This is a genomic window from Rhodococcus sp. KRD175, assembly GCF_017168275.1.
GTDB classification, from domain to species: domain Bacteria; phylum Actinomycetota; class Actinomycetes; order Mycobacteriales; family Mycobacteriaceae; genus Rhodococcoides; species Rhodococcoides fascians.
The window spans coordinates 231,912-248,232 of sequence record NZ_JABFAQ010000005.1 but is presented as its reverse complement, the minus strand read 5'-3'; the positions used below and the strand labels follow the sequence as shown (position 1 = coordinate 248,232).

The 16,321-nt window shown below is 67.4% G+C and carries 14 protein-coding genes; 7 read left to right on the top strand and 7 right to left on the bottom strand.

Going from position 1 to position 16,321, the window contains the following annotated elements; genetic code table 11:
* Positions 1-109 precede the first annotated feature (109 nt).
* The 3 genes from nirD to J1M81_RS09305 are packed head-to-tail and all read left to right on the top strand — an operon-like array spanning position 110 to position 2,420.
* Positions 110-487 carry a nitrite reductase small subunit NirD gene (gene nirD, locus J1M81_RS09315; RefSeq protein WP_027496542.1) on the top strand — a complete coding sequence of 126 codons (378 nt, stop codon included), beginning with the start codon at positions 110-112 and terminating at the stop codon, positions 485-487.
* A gap of 20 nt (positions 488-507) precedes the next feature.
* Positions 508-1,689, top strand: a complete 1,182-nt coding sequence (locus tag J1M81_RS09310) for a uroporphyrinogen-III synthase (protein ID WP_206498054.1) — start codon at positions 508-510, stop codon at positions 1,687-1,689.
* The gene (locus tag J1M81_RS09305; protein WP_052067022.1) at positions 1,686-2,420 is read left to right on the top strand and encodes a sirohydrochlorin chelatase; all 735 of its coding nucleotides are present in this window, start codon (positions 1,686-1,688) and stop codon (positions 2,418-2,420) included. The genes J1M81_RS09310 and J1M81_RS09305 overlap by 4 nt, the downstream gene beginning before the upstream one ends.
* On the opposite strand, the gene J1M81_RS09300 is transcribed toward J1M81_RS09305, so the two are convergent.
* From J1M81_RS09300 to J1M81_RS09275, 6 genes are read right to left on the bottom strand one after another with little or no spacing between them, the layout of a single operon-like run.
* Entirely contained in the window at positions 2,377-4,158 is a 1,782-nt protein-coding gene (locus tag J1M81_RS09300; protein WP_308051244.1) for an NTP transferase domain-containing protein, read from the bottom strand. The two genes, J1M81_RS09305 and J1M81_RS09300, sit on opposite strands and share 44 nt — an antisense overlap.
* 13 nt (positions 4,159-4,171) lie before the next feature.
* A complete protein-coding gene (locus J1M81_RS09295; RefSeq protein ID WP_228139195.1) occupies positions 4,172-4,618 on the bottom strand; it encodes a PaaI family thioesterase in 447 nt (148 codons plus the stop codon).
* The gene (locus tag J1M81_RS09290; RefSeq protein ID WP_206497962.1) at positions 4,615-4,956 is read right to left on the bottom strand and encodes an MGMT family protein; all 342 of its coding nucleotides are present in this window, start codon (positions 4,954-4,956) and stop codon (positions 4,615-4,617) included. Before J1M81_RS09290 ends, J1M81_RS09295 begins: the two co-directional genes overlap by 4 nt.
* Positions 4,957-5,733, bottom strand: coding sequence for an alpha/beta hydrolase (locus J1M81_RS09285; RefSeq protein WP_236253823.1), 777 nt, complete (start codon positions 5,731-5,733; stop codon positions 4,957-4,959). It abuts the gene before it with no gap.
* Between the two features lie 23 nt (positions 5,734-5,756).
* Positions 5,757-6,533, bottom strand: a complete 777-nt coding sequence (locus J1M81_RS09280) for an ABC transporter permease (RefSeq protein WP_206497961.1) — start codon at positions 6,531-6,533, stop codon at positions 5,757-5,759.
* On the bottom strand, positions 6,530-7,261 hold the full coding sequence (locus J1M81_RS09275; RefSeq protein WP_094653065.1) for an ABC transporter ATP-binding protein: 732 nt from the start codon (positions 7,259-7,261) through the stop codon (positions 6,530-6,532). The genes J1M81_RS09280 and J1M81_RS09275 overlap by 4 nt, the downstream gene beginning before the upstream one ends.
* Positions 7,262-7,397: 136 nt before the next feature.
* On the opposite strand from J1M81_RS09275, the gene J1M81_RS09270 reads away from it, so the two are divergent.
* Genes J1M81_RS09270 through J1M81_RS09255 form a run of 4 tightly spaced genes read left to right on the top strand, consistent with a single transcriptional unit; the run spans position 7,398 to position 15,946 of the window.
* Positions 7,398-8,519 carry a sensor histidine kinase gene (locus J1M81_RS09270; protein WP_167328709.1) on the top strand — a complete coding sequence of 374 codons (1,122 nt, stop codon included), beginning with the start codon at positions 7,398-7,400 and terminating at the stop codon, positions 8,517-8,519.
* Positions 8,516-9,160, top strand: coding sequence for a response regulator transcription factor (locus tag J1M81_RS09265; RefSeq protein ID WP_206497960.1), 645 nt, complete (start codon positions 8,516-8,518; stop codon positions 9,158-9,160). The genes J1M81_RS09270 and J1M81_RS09265 overlap by 4 nt, the downstream gene beginning before the upstream one ends.
* Positions 9,161-9,215: 55 nt before the next feature.
* Positions 9,216-12,542 carry an ATP-dependent helicase gene (locus J1M81_RS09260; protein WP_371831406.1) on the top strand — a complete coding sequence of 1,109 codons (3,327 nt, stop codon included), beginning with the start codon at positions 9,216-9,218 and terminating at the stop codon, positions 12,540-12,542.
* A complete protein-coding gene (locus J1M81_RS09255; RefSeq protein ID WP_206498066.1) occupies positions 12,539-15,946 on the top strand; it encodes an ATP-dependent DNA helicase in 3,408 nt (1,135 codons plus the stop codon). Before J1M81_RS09260 ends, J1M81_RS09255 begins: the two co-directional genes overlap by 4 nt.
* Here the strand turns inward: J1M81_RS09255 and J1M81_RS09250 are convergent.
* On the bottom strand, positions 15,909-16,295 hold the full coding sequence (locus J1M81_RS09250; RefSeq protein ID WP_032370928.1) for a membrane protein: 387 nt from the start codon (positions 16,293-16,295) through the stop codon (positions 15,909-15,911). The two genes, J1M81_RS09255 and J1M81_RS09250, sit on opposite strands and share 38 nt — an antisense overlap.
* Between the last annotated feature and the right edge of the window lie 26 nt (positions 16,296-16,321).

Here is a 16,321-nt window from a genome sequence, read left to right as displayed (position 1 = left end):
CCTGACAACCGACAGGTCACGAACCTGAGCGCATGTGCACAGGTGGGTAATCGCCGCTTAACGGCCAAGAAACACGGGCAGCGTCAAATAGCTGACCAGGAGGTACGCCATGACTGTCATCGATTCACATACTTCGGTACCGAACGATCTTTCGCGAGACTGGACCCCGGCCTGCACCCTCGACGCTCTCATCCCGGGTCGCGGGGTAGCGGTGCTGCTGCGCGGCGGCACCCAGGCGGCACTGTTCTTGCTCGACGACGGACGACTGTTCGCGGTCGGCAACATCGATCCCTACGGCCGCGCTGCAGTGATGTCGCGTGGTCTGGTCGGCGACCGCGGCGGCGAGCCCACCGTCGCGTCTCCGCTGCTCAAGCAGGTCTTCTCTCTCGTCGACGGACGTTGCCTCGACGATGCGGAGGTCTCGCTCGGCTCGTTCGAGGTCGCCACGGTCGAGGGTGTCGTGCTCGTGCGCGGCGGATCTACGTGACCGAAAATGCCGGGGCGGACATGCCTCTGGCCGGGTTCACCGTCGGGGTGACGGCGTCGCGTCGCGCCGAGGAGTTCGCGACTTTGCTCGAGCGGCGTGGGGCCAGCGTGATGCACGCGCCTGCGATCAGGATCATCCCGCTCGCCGACGACGCAGAGTTGGAACGCGTCACCGCGGCGATCATCGCTGCACCACCCGAGATCACCGTCGCCACCACGGGAATCGGTTTTCGTGGCTGGATCGAGGCCGCCGACGGTTGGGGGCGAGCCGAGGAACTCGGTCGTGCCCTGGGTGCGTCGCGACTGTTGGCGCGTGGTCCCAAGGCCACCGGTGCCATTCGAGCGGCGGATCTACGTGAAGAATGGTCGCCTGCCTCCGAGTCGTCCGCCGAAGTGCTCGAACATCTGCTCGCCGAGGGTGTCGAGGGCAAGCGCATAGCGGTCCAACTTCACGGCGCGACCACCGAATGGGAGCCGGTTCCGGATTTCTGCGAGGTATTGCGCTGCGCCGGAGCCGAAGTGGTGCCGGTGCCCGTGTATCGCTGGACTGCTCCCGACGACCAGAGCCCGATGGATCGCATGATCGAGTCGGTCGTCATCGGTGATCTCGACGCCATCAGCTTCACCTCGGCACCGGCGGTTGCGTCCATGCTGATGCGTGCCGACGAGAACGGCGTACTCGAGCCTCTGCTGCAGTCGATGCGTACGCGAGTGCTTCCGGTGTGCGTGGGGCCGGTCACCGCAGCCCCGCTCGAACAGCTGTCGGTTGCCACCACTGCGCCTGCGCGTGCGCGCCTCGGAGCGCTCGCCCGTCACATCGCCGAGGAGCTGCCCAGGAGAACCGGTCGCCTGCACGCAGGCGGGCATGTGGTCAGTGTTCGGGGACGGTGTGTGGTGGTCGACGGGGAGGTGCGGCCCGTGTCCCCGGCCGGGATGGCGCTGATGAAGACGTTGAGTCGTAATCCGGGGCGCGTGGTCTCCCGTGAAGACCTGTTGGCCTCGTTGCCCGGAGGGGGTGGAGATACCCACGCGGTGGAGACCGCCATGACCCGACTCCGTTCCTCACTGGGGGCACCCAAGGCGATCCAGACCGTGGTCAAACGCGGCTACCGTATCGCGTTGGACTATATAGAGACCGAATCCGACTGCGATACACACGAACCCGCGGGGGCTGTTGCCGTGAGCGAGGGGAGTAAGTACTGATGGAACCCACCTTGGTGTTGGTCGCACACGGCACTCGAAACCCGCGCGGTGTGGAGATGGTCGCCGCGCTCGCCGACGCCGTCTCGAAGCAGATCGGTACTACGCGTGTCGCCTTCGTCGACGTGCTGGGACCGTCCCCGTCCGAGGTACTGCGCGACACTCCGGAATCGGCGGTCGTCGTTCCGGCATTTCTGGCATCGGGTTATCACGTCCACACCGACGTGCCGCGCGAGATCACGGACAGTGCGCACTCGTCGGTCGCCGTCACCCGTGCCCTCGGGCCGGACCCGGTGCTCGCGCGAGTGATGGTCGATCGGCTCCGGGACGCCGGCTGGCGAGCCGGCCAGAGCATCGTGCTCGCGGCCGCAGGATCGTCCGATCCTCGTGCGTTGCAGGAACATCGGATCGCGGCAGCGATGCTCGCGGACGCGGCTCGGACACCGGTGAAGATCGGATACGTGGCCACCAGTACGCCGACCGTCGCGCAGGCGGTGTCCGGGCTGCGGCAAGCCGGGCACGATCGAGTGTTCGTGGCGAGCTATCTGCTGGCTCGTGGGCTCTTCCACAATCGGTTGGCCGACGTGGGAGCCGACGGCGTCGGTGCGCCGCTCGGGGTGCATCCGGCCATCGTCGATCTCGTCGTCGAGCGGTACCACGAGGGTGTTCGGCTGCTGGCCGGTTCGGAATTCAGTACGGCAACGGAAGAATTGTCACCGGCTCGTCGTCGCTGACGTCGGCGGGTATCACGGCGAGCGCATCACGGCCGACGAGGTGCGCCAGATGAGCTGTCCGGACCTTGACGTCGGCTCGCCAGCGGGTACCGTCGGCCACCACGGGAACGATTCGAGGGATCGGGGCTCGAACCTCGGATGCATTGGACAACAACCCCGTTCGCGGTGAACGCGGAATGCGAGCGGTGAGCGCGTCGACGATCGCCGGTGCGGTCAGCAGCGCCGTGCTCACTGCCGCGAGCGGATTGCCGGGGAGGCCGAGGACAACCGTACCGTCGGGCAGGGTCGCGGTGATCTGGGATCCGCCGGGACGCACGCGCACTCGCCCGACCACGGTTTCGGCACCGAGGGCGGCGAGCGTGGAGCGTAGCTGATCGGCGGCGCCTCCTCCGGTGGCTCCGACCACGACCACGAGGTCGATGTTCTCGGTACTTCCCAAGAGGTCGGCGAACGCGGTCGCCGTGTCGTCGAGCAGCAGTGCGTCCACGACGGCGATTCCACAGTGCGCCAGATACTCCGGCAGCGCCGATCCGAGTACATCCCTGGTCTCCCCGGGTGCCAGCGGACCCGATACCCGAATCTCGTTTCCGCTGATGACAATTCGAGCGCGAACCGGCCCCCGCGCATCGAGTTCGGTCACCTCCGCGCTCGCGGCGAGTGACCGAACAGCAGTGTCGATCGCGGTACCCGAGGCAACCAACTCCGTTCCGGGAAGCCAGTCCTCGCCGCGGCGACGCGTGTCGTCTCCCGACGTCGCCGTCGGTGCGCGTTCTACGACGCCGGCCGGTGTCGTGACCGCGTGTTCGTCGCGAACGACCGCAGTGGCACCGGGAGGAAGCGCTGCGCCGGTCGCGATGCGTACTGCGCTGCCGTCGGCGAGTCGGGCGATGCCGGACGTTCCGGCGTAGGCGATATCGGGTCTCAGCGTCCACGGAGGGGGGCCGCTCACGGCAAATCCGTCCATCGCGGAGATGTCGACCGCAGGCAGTGCTGTTGCTGCCACCAACGGTTGCGCGAGCACGGTCCCAGCCGTGTCCTGCAACGGTCTTCGATGAACCGGGAGGGCGGCTACTCGCTGTCGAATTCGTTCGTGCGCGGCGTCGATGTCGAGTACGTCCTCCGGTCTCGACGCGGCTGCGGCGCGCGCGGCTACCAGATCGGCAGGGGTATCGCAGTCCTCGATATCGGCAACAGTGACGACGCGGTGCTCGTTCGGTACGAGTGCGCGCATCGGGGCGCCCTCGACGGTATCGAGCGCCGCCACCGCCGAGCGCAGCGCGCTGTAGCGCCAGACTCCGAGCAGGAACTGGGTGCGGCCTGTGGCGTCGGCCGCGAACACTGCGTCGGTCTCGACTCGGTGGAAGTGATCGATCAGAGACTGCACCGCAGAAGCATTCAGCAGCGGTATGTCCGACGCTACGACTGCCACCAGATCGGCTGTCCCGTCCAGTGTTTCGAGTCCGGCGGCCAGAGCTGCCACCGGGCCGCCGCCGGCGGGGGACTCTCGGGTCTGCACAACCGAACCCGGTACTGCGTCGCGTGTGGGGCCCACCAGTACCGTTCGGCGACAGTCCGAGACGGCCGCCACTGCAATGTCGACCAGTCGTCGTCCGCCGACCGTGAGCGCGGGCTTGTCGACCTCTGCCGATGGCGAGCCGGCAATGCCTGCCATTCGCGAGCCGCGACCACCCGCGAGCACGATGGCGTCGCAGATCGGCTCGGTCGACGAGCCGCTCACCGGTGCGATCCCATCACGTCGGCAGCGGCACGTTCTGCAGTCGAACCTGGCCGCGCGCGATGGTCTTACCGCTGTCGGTCGCGGTGATCGTAACCAGCCAGAGTTGCTGAACGCGGCCCTGCTGCAACGGTTCCGCGAGAACATCCACCCGTCCGCCTTTGCTGGCGCGCAGGAAATCGGTTCCGTTGTGCACTCCGACCGCGAACTCGCCGCGATCCTTGACCGCCTCACTCGCGCCGATGCTCGCGGCGCTTTCCACAGCGCTGGTATAGACCCCACCGTGCACGACGCCCCAGGGCGTGAAATGTTCCTCGGTCAACTCGATGTGCCCCGCTACCCGCGTGCCCGAGACCTCGTCGATCACCAGGCCGGCCGCGGCGACGAAAGTGCTCGCCTTGGACAGGGCGAACTTCGCCGTAGGGCGTGGATCGAACTGCCCGAGCCGATCTCCGATGTTCATCCTTCGAGATTAGTGGTCGACGTCGAAGGTTGGGGGAGCGCCCCGAAGTCGAAGCGAACGGACTTCAGCGACACTCGCCCGTCGCGGATCTCGACACCTTCTCCGCGCAGCGTCTCGAGTTGTCTCGTCGCCAGATGCGCCGCAGGCTTTCCGCTTGCACCCAGGACACGGTGCCACGGCAGATCGGCGGAGTCGGTCCGCATGATCCACCCGACGATGCGGGGGCTGGACAGGTCGGCCGCCGCCGCGATGTCCCCGTAGGTGGCAACGGAACCGACGGGAATCGACGCGACCAACGCGCGTACCCGCTCCGCCTGCGCCTCGGTGATCGGAGCCATCTACAGCAGGGATCGCACCAGCTCGGCCACGTCGGCCGGCTTGGCCTGGCCGACCATGTGATCGCAGTCGAGTTCGACGGTGCGCAGGTTCTCGCCGAGCTTGCCTCGGAGCGCGGACACGAATCCTTCGGTCACATAAGGAGGTTCGACGCGCATGGCCCGCACCACGATGGTCGGGACGCTCTCGGCGGGCACCACGATCGGACGAGCGAGCTCGCCCCACGTCGCGACGATGGCCGGAATCGACATTCGCCACGCGACCTTCCCGCCGTCGGCGGGGACCAGGTGATCGGCGACCTCACGGTCGAGCAACTCGGTGGGCACGTCCGCCCAAGCCCCGTGAATCTTCTCCGAACGAGCCTCGTCGGCGTCGGTGTAATCGGGGGACTTCGCAGTGGCCTCGGCGACCTCGAGCAGCTCCTCCGGCGGCAAGGCAATCGCAGGATCGAGCAGCACCAGCGCGCGCACCACCTCCGGGAACCGCTGTGCGAGATGCACGGCCAACGCGCCGCCGTACGAATGTCCGAGCACCACGACCGGACCGCGCGCATGGGCGTCGAGCACGGCCTTCAGTGCGGTGACCTGAGCGTCGATGTCCCACGGTGGAACGGACGGAGAACGGCCGTGGCCGATCAGATCGGGAGCCAGGATGCGGGCCTCGGGCAGGTGATTCTCGGCGAGGTCCCACCAACGGGCACCGTGGCCGGTCACACCGTGAACGGCGAGGATTTCGGGACCGTCTGCGGGTCCGAACGTATGCAGATTCAACTCGGGCACGTGAACCACTATGCCGCATCTGCTCAGGACCAACGAAACAACCGGATTGCACACGCGGTTCCGACGACCACGGTGGCCCCCAGCCCGATCGGTCCGGCTATGTCGATCGGGGTTCCGGCCCAGGCAGACCCCAGCGCAGTAACGGTGGCACCGAAGGGAAGAAGCTCTCCGACGGCGATCAGCGGACCGGGCAGGTCTGCGACGGGGCCGAACAGTCCGCCGCCGGCACTGAGTATCAAGAACAGGGTGAGGCCGATCGCGACGGCAGAGTTCGCTGTGGGTGCGACGGCCGCCACCACGATCCCCAGCGAGTACATCGCCGCTGCACCCAGCACCAGAATTGCCGCAACCAGGATCGGGTTGTGCGGGGGAGTGATTCCGAACAGCAGGGCCGCAGTGGACAAAGCGATACCGATTCCGAGTGTCGCTTGCACTGCGCTGGTGATCACCTGCGCAGCCAGCACCTGCGTCGGCCCGATCGGTGTCGTCGACAGCCTCTTCAGCACGCCGGACTTCCGATAGAGCGCAAGAAAGCTCGGCATGTTCACGATTCCGATGACGGCGACGATCATGGTCAGGGCAAGCGGCAGGACGAACCGATCGAATGCTGTGATTGCGCCCGGCCCGACGATTTCGGCCGACGTACCGGATCCGTTCATTACCAGTACGAGAACCGGGAGGGCGATGGGGACGATCAGGCCGGCCGTGTCCCGGGTGACCATGCGCATTTCGGCCCCGACGAGTGCGCCGGTGGCGCGCAGGCCTGGACGAGGCGCAGCGTGGATGTCGCATGCGGTCATGCCGTCCTCCGTTCGGTCAGCGTCAGGAATGCGTCCTCGAGGGTGGCCCGGTGGTCGCCTCCGAGGCCGGCATCGGCGATCAGAGACTCCGGTGTGCCGGTGGCCGCGACGGCCCCTCGATCGAGGACGGTGATGCGATCGCACAGGCGGTGTACTTCGTACATGTGATGGCTGACCAGCAGGATGGTGACACCGTCTGCGCGGAGGTCCTCGATCAGTCGCCACACGGTGCGTCGTGCATCCGGGTCGAGTCCGGTGGTGAGCTCGTCGAGCATGACAACCCGAGGGGAGCCGATCAGTGCGAGGACCACCGACAACCGCTGTTGCTGGCCTCCGGACAACCGCTCGTACCGCACCCGGCGGTGCTCGTGCAGGCCCACCGCGCGGACGAGAGCGTCTCGATCGGCGGGTCGACGGTAGAAGGAGGCGAACAGATCGACCAGTTCCTCAACGGTGAGCGCGGTGTGAAGGTCGTTGGACTGCAGCTGTACTCCCAGAACCGCGCGTACTCGATTGCGGTCGGTGAAGGGGTCGAGTCCCAGAACTCGCACGGCACCGGAGCTCGGCTTACGAAGGCCCGCAATGGTTTCGACCAGGGTCGTCTTACCGGCGCCGTTGCGCCCGAGCAGGCCGTGCGTCTCGCCTTCGCGGACCGAGAGGCTGACGCCTGCCACGGCGGTGCGCTCTCGATAACGCTGGGTGATGCCTCGAACGTCTATCGCTGCCATCCGATGTTCCCTTCTCGATCGTGTCGATCTCGACGCTAGATCCGCCATGGCCTGCGCACAGGTGCCGATCGTCACCGAAGGGGATCGTGACTTTCGGCAGGGGCGTGCGGGTGGAGCGGGCGATAGGGTCGACAGAATGAGACGCCTCGGACCCGACGTTCTGGCCGGTGCGTTCGTGTCCGCGCTCGCGGTCGCGATGGGCGCTCTCGTCGTCTTCGATCGGTCGATCGCCGACGGTCTCTCGGTTCCGCGTTGGGCCTGGGCTGCGCTGTTCGCAGCCTTCCTGCTCGTGCAGACCGCGGGCATGTGGTGGGAAGACCGGCTGCCGGATCGTCTCGTCCGCGCGAGCTTCGCCACCCAGGTGATGCTGGCACCGGTTCTCGTGCTGACCGCCCCGACTGCAGGTTGGTTGCCCATTCTGTTGGTGTTCACCTCGACGTTCGCCGTGTATCGGGTGTCCGGCTCGTCGGTGGCGGTCATTGTTGCGGTCTACACCTGCTGTGTGGGGGTGTCGGTTGCGATTCGGGGTGGACGGATCTCGGAAATCGCGCTGATAATGTCGATCTACGGAGCGCTGCAGGTGGCCAGCGCGTTGTCGGTGACCGCACAGCTGCGACAGGCTCGGTTGCGCCGGGAACTTGCGGTCGCGCACGCCGAACTGCGCACCGCCAGTGCGTTGTTGAACGATTCCTCCCGTGCCGACGAGCGATTGCGCATCGCGCGCGAGCTGCACGATGTGCTCGGTCACCAGCTCACCGCACTGAGCCTCGAGCTCGAGGTGGCGTCCCATCAGGTCTCCGAGCCTGGGCGCGAGCATGTCGTTCGGGCCCGATCCATCGCACGTGACCTGCTCGGCGACGTTCGGTCGACCGTCGGCGAAGTGCGCAGCAGGACTCCGGTGCTGGGGGAGTCGCTCGATCGTCTGGTTGCGCAGCTGCCCGAACCGGTCGTGCATCTTACGGTCGACCCCGAGATCAGGGTCGACGAAGCTCGGGCGGTGGCGGTGGTCCGCTGCGTGCAGGAGATGATCACCAACACCATTCGCCATGCGAATGCCGATGAGATGTGGATCGAGTTACGCGCGGATTCGACCGGTGCGCTATCGGTCTCGGTGCGCGACGACGGCCGGGCGTCGGCCGACTTCGAGCCGGGGCACGGGCTGCAGGGAATCCGAGAGCGCATCGAAGGACTGGGCGGTACGGTCACCTTTTCGGTCGATCGCGGATTCACGGTCCACGCGACGGTGCCTGCCCCGTGATCACGGTCTTGATCGTCGACGACCACACTCTGGTTCGGCAGGGTATCCGCAGCCTGCTCGAACTGGATCCCGACATCGAGGTGACCGGTGAGGCGGACAACGGTGCCGCTGCGGTCGCGTCGATCGAACTCGATGCTCCAGATGTGGTGTTGCTCGATCTGCGCATGCCGCGCTTCGACGGCCTGTGGACGCTTCGGGTATTGCAGGACAGGGAAATACGGGTCCCGGTCTTGGTTCTGACGACGTTCGACGACGACGATTTGGTACTCGGGGCGCTGCGTGCGGGTGCGAAGGGCTATCTGCTCAAGGACGTGACCTTCGAGCGGCTCGGTGGTGCCGTACGCGAACTCGCGGCCGGGCGAACCTTGGCGCAACCTGCCATCACAGAGAGACTGCTGGACGCTTTTCGGACCGGCAAGCACGGCCCGAGCGACGTCGTGATCGCCGAAACACTCACGGCCCGCGAGATCGACGTACTGCGCCTGGTGGCAAGTGGATACACCAATAGAGCAATAGCCGACGCGTTGCATCTGGCCGAGGGGACCGTGAAGAACCACGTGTCGTCGGCGATTCTCAAACTCGGGGCCAGAGATCGCACCAGCGCGGTTCTGCGTGCGCTGAGCGGCGGGTTGCTCGACTGATTTAGAACGCATTCTTGTCATGGCGCAATTGGGTGTGTCGGTGGTTCGTGATTGCATGTCCCGCATGAGCACGGACGGCAGACACGGCGCGACGGTCACCCTCGTCCGTGCACCCAGGGTGGCGCAGCCGCCCCGCCGGTGGACCGATTCCGCTGCCCGGTTGCTGGCGTGGACTCCCGATTCGGCGGCGGAGGCGGCTCAGGGCGCTCCTCGATGGAACCCCTGGCAGGTGCTCGGCGGGCCCGGCTCGGGAAAGACAGCGCTCGTGGCCGACTACGCAGTCTCCCGAATCGTGTCCGGCGATCCGGAATCGGTCCTGGTGCTCACTCAGTCGAAGCGCGCGTCCATCACGCTCCGCGAGCAGATCACCGCCGGTCTGTTCAGCGGCGATCACGCGCTGCGCGCCACGCGCGAACCGCTGGTACGTACGGTGCACTCCTATGCGTTCGCGGTACTCAGGTTGCAGGCCTCCCTCTACGGCAATCCGCCTCCTCGACTGCTGACCGGTGCCGAGCAGGACGCGGTGGTCCGCGAGATGCTGCGGGGCGACATCGAGGACGGCGCAACCGACTGGCCGGATCGATTGCGCCCGGCTCTCGGTACCGCAGGATTCGTCACCGCGGTGCGAGACATGATGCTCCGATCCGCCGAACGCGGAATCGGGCCCGAAGATCTGGTCAAGCTCGGCCGCACGCACGGCAGACCCGAATGGATCGCCGTCGGCAAGTTCGCGGCTCGATACGAACAAGCCATGTTGCTGCGCGGCGCAGTCGGCGTCGAAGCCGCAGGGGCCACGGCACCGGGCCTCGACGCGGCCGAGCTCATCGGCAGCGCACTGATGGCGTTCGCCACCGACCCGGATCTGCTGCGCAGTGAGCGTGCCCGCATCCGGCATCTCGTCGTCGACGATGCGCAGCACCTCGATCCGCAAGCTGCGCAGCTGATTCGGCTGATCGGCACCGATACCGAATCGACCGTGATCGCCGGGGACCCCGATCAATCCGTCTTCACGTTCCGTGGAGCGGATCCCACGTTCGTGGCCGATCTGCTCGATGCGGACTCGCCTCGACGGGTGGTCCTGACGCGGAACTTTCGATCGGTGCCTGCAGTGGCGGAACTGACCGACATCGTGGCGGGGCGACTGCCCGGGCTCGGTCGGCACCGCAGTCCCGAGCCGGTGGCCACGGCTCGGTTCGGCGAGCCGGAGGCCCGGGTACACGTCGTGTCTTCGCCTGCCAAGGAAGCCGCGATCATCTCCGACGCCATGCGACGCGCGCACCTGATCGACGGAATGCCCTGGTCCGAGATGGCGATCGTCGTGCGGTCGGTCCCGCGTACCGTCGCGCCGCTGCGTCGCGCTCTGCACGCGGCCGGTGTCCCCATGATCACCCCGGCTTCGGAGTTGCCGTTGCATCGCCAGCACGGAGCGGTGGGCTTGCTGCTGGTGCTGCGGGCGATCTCCGACCCGTCGTTCGACGGAGAAGATGCGCTGGCTCTGCTGTCCGGCCCGATCGGGGGTGCCGATCCGGTAGGTCTGCGGCGGCTGCGCCGAGGTGTCCGCAGACTCGAACTGGCCTCGGGCGGCGAGCGCGATTCGGCCGAACTGCTCAGAGTCGTTCTCACCGGCGAGACGCGAGAGAAGTTCGGGTGGATCACTGGTCTGTCGGACGTGGAAGCGGCACCGCTGCGACGAGCACTGAGCGTCGTTCGTAAGGCGCGAGCGGTGGCTCGGGAGGGCCGCGGAGTCGAGGACGTGCTGTGGGCTGCGTGGCAGGCGTCCGGACTCGAGCGGCGTTGGGCCGCCGCGTCCGCGTGGGGTGGGTCCGCGGGTGCTCAGGCCGATCGAGACCTCGACGCGGTGGTCGCACTCTTCGACGCCGCGGCGGCCTACGTCGACAGGCTGCCGCGCGCGCAGCTGGGCGGATTCCTCGATTACATTGCGCAGCAACAGATTCCTACCTCGAGCTCGAATCGTTCGACTGCGCCGGCCGATGCGGTGACGCTGCTCAGCGCGCACTCGGCAGCCGGTCGCGAATGGGAACTGGTGGCGGTTGCCGGGGTTCAGGAGGGGCTGTGGCCGGGTCTGCGAGCGCGCGGCAGCCTCCTCGGAACCGACACGCTCGTCGATCTGGTGTCCGGCAAGGTCGACGCGGCTGCGGCCCTCGACGGACGACTGTCGAAAGCTGCACCGCTACTCGCCGAGGAACGCAAGCTCTTCCTCGTGGCGTGCAGTCGCGCGCGCTCCACTCTGCTCGTCACCGCCGTGGACTCGAGCACGGGCGATACCGATCTGGTCCGCTCCCGATTCGTCGACGAACTCCGGGGAGTCGACGGCGACGCAGATCCCGTCCCGCTGCCCGAAGGTTCCGAGCCGCCGACCCCGCACCGGGTGTTGGCATTACCGATGTTGGTCGCCGAGCTTCGCGGGGTCGTCTGTGATCCCGTTGTCGCCGAACACGATCCGGACAAGCGAGCGCGCGCCGCGCGGCACCTGGCCACACTCGCCGAGGCCGGCGTCCGAGGCGCACATCCCGACGAGTGGTTCGGAATTGCGGGCCTCAGCATCAGCGAGCCCCTGTGGCACCTCGGCGATGGGCCGGTCCCGCTCTCGCCATCGACGGTGGAACAGCTCACCACGTGCCCGCTGCGCTGGATGCTCGAACGTCACGGAGGAAACGACGGCACCAACACTCACGCCGTCACCGGAACCCTCGTGCACACTCTGGTGCAGGCGGTGGCAGGCCGGATTCCACCGGACCAGCTCAGGCGGGCACTCGAGACGGCGTGGGATGCAGTCGATCTCGGATCACAGTGGTTCTCGCGTCACGAGCTCGATCGAACCGGGGCGATGCTCGACACGTTCGAGAATTGGCTGCAGGGCACCCGAGGCGAGCTCACCGAGGCGGGCGTCGAGGTACAGGTCGACGGCATTCTGGCCGCCCGATCCGAGGACGAGCCTGCGGTCGCCCTGCGCGGCCGGATCGATCGGCTCGAACACGATCCGGACGGCCGCCCGGTCGTCATCGACGTCAAGACGGCCAAAACGGTGATGTCCAAGGAAGACGCGCGCAATCACCATCAATTGGCTACGTATCAGGTCGCCGCTGCCGCGGGCGCAATCGAGGGAGAGCCCGCGGGCGAACCCGGGGGTGCCCGGTTGGTGTTCGTGGCCAAACCGCACAACAAGGACGGCGCAACGCAGCGGATCCAGGAGGTGCCGACACCGGAGCAACTCGAGGAATGGCGAGACACCGTCCACCGGGCGGCCTCGGCGACGCAGGGTCCCGTCTTCGAAGCCAGAGTCAACGACGGGTGCAGACATTGCCCCGTCAAATCCAGTTGCCCGGCCCACGAGACAGGACGGCAGGTGACCGAGCAGTGACCGCCTCGGCGACGCGCAGCGCAACCGTGCGGGTCTCACCCGTCGAACTGTCCCGCGCCCTCGGGCAGAAGCACCCACCCACCGACGAGCAGGCGGCGGTGATCGCCGCCCCACCCGGTCCGACGCTCGTCGTGGCAGGCGCAGGGGCTGGGAAGACCGAGACGATGGCCGCGCGAGTGGTGTGGATGGTGGCCAACGGGTTCGTCGATCCGGATCAGGTACTCGGACTGACCTTCACCCGCAAGGCTGCGCAGCAACTGACGTCCCGAATCCGCGCTCGGCTGGCGCGGCTCGCCGGGTCGGATCTGGTGCGCGCGCTGGATCCGAGTCTGGCACTGCGCGAACGGATTCTCGCCGCCGAGCCGGAGGTGAGCACCTACCACTCGTATGCCGGGCGACTGCTCACCGAGCACGGCCTGTTGCTGCCCATCGAGCCCTCCGCGACGCTGCTGTCGGAGACCGAACTGTGGCAGCTCGCGCATCGTGTGGTCAGCACGTGGGACGGCGATCTCGACACCGACCGAAATCCCACGTCGGTGACCGAGGCGGTACTCGCCCTCTCCGGTCAGCTGGCCGAGCATCTGGTGGACCCCGACCAGCTGCGCGAGGCGCACGTGGAACTCGAGAAATTGGTGCACACACTCGGCCCCGGTCCGCGTCAACGTGGTGGGCCGACCAAGGAGCTGCTCAACATCCTCGATGCCCAACATCAACGAATCACGTTGCTGCCGTTGGTGGAACGACTCGCGCAGACGCTTCGGCACGAAGGGGCACTGGATTTCGGTTCGCAGATGTCGATGGCGGCGCGGGTCGCGGCCGAACATCGCGAAGTGGGAATCGCAGAGCGGCAACGCTTTCGGCTCGTTCTGCTCGACGAATACCAGGACACCGGTCATGCCCAGCGGGTGCTGCTGTCCTCACTGTTCGGATCCGGTAGCGATGCCACCCTGGCGCTGACAGCCGTGGGCGATCCGATGCAGTCGATCTACGGGTGGCGAGGGGCGTCGGCGGCGAACCTGCCGCGGTTCGCCACCGATTTCCCGCAGGCGGACGGCAGTCCGGCACCGCGGCTCGAACTCCTCACCAGCTGGCGCAACCCGCCCGAGGCACTCGCTCTCGCCAATCTGATCACCGACCCCCTGCGCCGCGTCGGTGTACCGGTGCCGACCCTGCGGGCCCGGCCGGGCGCGGTGCCCGGCGATGTACGGCTGGCCGTCACCGACACCGTCCTCGACGAACGGGAATGGATCGCCGACCGAATAGCCGAGCACTACCGCGACGCCCTCGAACTGGACCGGCCTCCGCCCAGTGCCGCGGTACTCGTGCGGCGCAACGCCGATGCCGAGCCGATCGCCGAGGTGCTGCGTAGCCGTGGCCTACCCGTCGAGGTGGTCGGGCTCGGCGGATTGCTGCATGTGCCGGAGGTCGCCGACATCACCGCGATGCTGCGTCTGGTGGCCGATCCGACTGCGGGCAGCTCGGCCATGCGCATCCTCACGGGCTCCCGATGGCAGATCGGGGCCGCCGATCTGCGGGCGCTCGCTCGGCGCGCCAAGGAGCTCGAGATTCGGGGCGGCTACGGCACCGCGGGCCGTGTCGACGACCCACAGGCGCTCGACGCCGCGCTCGGAAGTGCCCTGCCGGGGGAACAGTCGGAGCAGGCCGGTCTGGCCGACGCCATCGCCGATCCAGGTTCGGCCGAACGATATTCGGAGGCCGGGCACCGACGCATCACTGCGCTCGCCGGAGAACTACATCTGTTGCGCGACCGAATCGGGCAGCCGCTGACGGAACTGGTCGCCGACATCGAACGCATCATGGGCATCGGCGTCGAAGCGCAGGCGCGGACACCGTTCGGTGTCGATGGTGCAGTCGGGCGCGAGCATCTCGACGAATTCGCCCATGTGGTGGCCGATTACGCCGACAATCCAACGGCCACGGTCACCGGATTCCTGTCGTTCCTCGCGGCGGCAGAGACTGTCGAGGACGGGTTGGCTCCGGGCGAGGTCGAGGTCGCCCCGCATCGAGTACAGGTGCTGACGGTGCATTCGGCGAAGGGCCTCGAATGGGAGGTCGTGGCCGTACCGCACGTGGCGACCGGAGTGTTCCCGTCCTCGAACGCCTCGTCGACCTGGCTCGGGGCGATGGCCGAACTGCCGCCGTCCCTGCGCGGCGACCGCGCTCTCGACGGTGAAGGTTCCGAGGGGGTACCGGTACTCGAGCTCGAGGACCTCTACAACCGAAAGGACCTCGAGGACGCCGTCAAGCGGCACAAGGATGCACTCGCTCGGCGTCGGCTCGCGGAGGATCGTCGACTGTTCTACGTTGCACTCACCAGAACCGAACGGGTGCTGCTGGTCTCGGCGCATCAGTGGGACGAGACGTCCACGAAGCCTCGTGGCCCGTCCGAGTTTCTCGACGAGCTCCACCGGTACACCTCGACGGCAGGGGACGCCGTCGCGGTGGTCGAGCAGTGGGCACCGGCCCCCGAAGCCGGAGCCGTCAACCCGTTGGGGGCCGAGCCGCATACGGCATCCTGGCCGCGAGATCCGCTCGGGCCGCGGCGAGGCGCGATCGAGAGTGGTGCGGCCGAGGTTCTGCGGGCCCTGGCCGACAGGGCCGGCTCCCAACATGATTCGGACGAAGACGAGGACGAGGACGACCCGGAGAAGTGGGGCTTCGACGTCCGGACCTTGCTGGCCGAGCGCTCGGCGCGGGCCGTTGCCGGGGTCGATGTCGCACTACCCGAAAACCTGTCGGTGACTCAGCTGGTCGACTTGGCGGCAGATCCGGATGCGCTCGCCTCGCGATTGCGCCGGCCACTTCCGTTTCCCCCGAATCCGTTGGCGCGCCGTGGAACAGCGTTTCACGCGTGGATCGAGCGCCGGTTCGGCGCGACCCGACTGCTCGATCTCGACGAACTGCCGGGCTCCGCCGATACCGGTGCTTCTGCCGATGTGGACCTGGACACTCTTCAGCGGGCGTTCGAGGCCTCCGATTGGGCTCTGCGCAGCCCGGTGGAGGTGGAGGTGCCGTTCGAGACATCGGTGGCAGGAACGGTGCTGCGCGGTCGGATCGACGCGGTGTTCGCCGACCCGGACGGCGGCTGGACCGTCGTCGACTGGAAGACCGGAGCCGAACCGTCGGCGTCCGAGCAGCAGGCGGTGGCGATGCAGCTGGCGGCGTACCGGCTGGCGTGGGCGGAGTTGATGTCCGTCGGCCGTGCCGAGCCGGTACCGCTCGATCGCGTCCGTGCGGCGTTCCACTACGTCCGCAGCGGTCGTACCATCTCGCCCGAAAAGCTGCCTGACGCAACAGCTTTGGCGGCGCTGCTCGAAGGTCGATCCGTCGTGGACGACGTCGACACTACGGTGCCAGTCGACGAGCTTTCAGAGCCTCGGTGACCAGTGGGATCTGCAGGGGGAGACGAGCGATCATGGCGGCCTTCAAGGCCGGTGACGTCTTGGAGCTGCGTACGTACTTCCATGCGAGGTTGATGTTGGCGGGGAAGACCGCGACGAACAGGCCCGCTGCCAACGCACCGCCCACTCGACGGGTGCGGGGTGCGGCCAACGTGGCAGCCACAGCGAGCTCGGCTACTCCCGATACCTGGGTGTACGTCCGCGCCGAACCTGGCAGGGCGGTCGGTACCTGCGCATCGAAGAATTGGGGAGTGACGAAATGGAGTACTCCGGCGCCGGCGAGCAATCCCGCGAGACGCAGCGCTGCGGCCTGACTCGGTCTCTGTGTCATGCACACACCGTGCCACACGGTGCTGC

Excerpts from the sequence above, each read along its gene's own strand:
- nirD (WP_027496542.1), top strand. The coding sequence starts at position 110 with ATGACTGTCATCGATTCACATACTTCGGTACCGAACGATCTTTCGCGA.
- J1M81_RS09310 (WP_206498054.1), top strand. The coding sequence starts at position 508 with ATGCCTCTGGCCGGGTTCACCGTCGGGGTGACGGCGTCGCGTCGCGCC.
- J1M81_RS09295 (WP_228139195.1), bottom strand. The coding sequence starts at position 4,618 with ATGAACATCGGAGATCGGCTCGGGCAGTTCGATCCACGCCCTACGGCG.
- J1M81_RS09290 (WP_206497962.1), bottom strand. The coding sequence starts at position 4,956 with ATGGCTCCGATCACCGAGGCGCAGGCGGAGCGGGTACGCGCGTTGGTC.
- J1M81_RS09280 (WP_206497961.1), bottom strand. The coding sequence starts at position 6,533 with ATGACCGCATGCGACATCCACGCTGCGCCTCGTCCAGGCCTGCGCGCC.
- J1M81_RS09275 (WP_094653065.1), bottom strand. The coding sequence starts at position 7,261 with ATGGCAGCGATAGACGTTCGAGGCATCACCCAGCGTTATCGAGAGCGC.
- J1M81_RS09270 (WP_167328709.1), top strand. The coding sequence starts at position 7,398 with ATGAGACGCCTCGGACCCGACGTTCTGGCCGGTGCGTTCGTGTCCGCG.
- J1M81_RS09260 (WP_371831406.1), top strand. The coding sequence starts at position 9,216 with ATGTCCCGCATGAGCACGGACGGCAGACACGGCGCGACGGTCACCCTC.
- J1M81_RS09250 (WP_032370928.1), bottom strand. The coding sequence starts at position 16,295 with ATGACACAGAGACCGAGTCAGGCCGCAGCGCTGCGTCTCGCGGGATTG.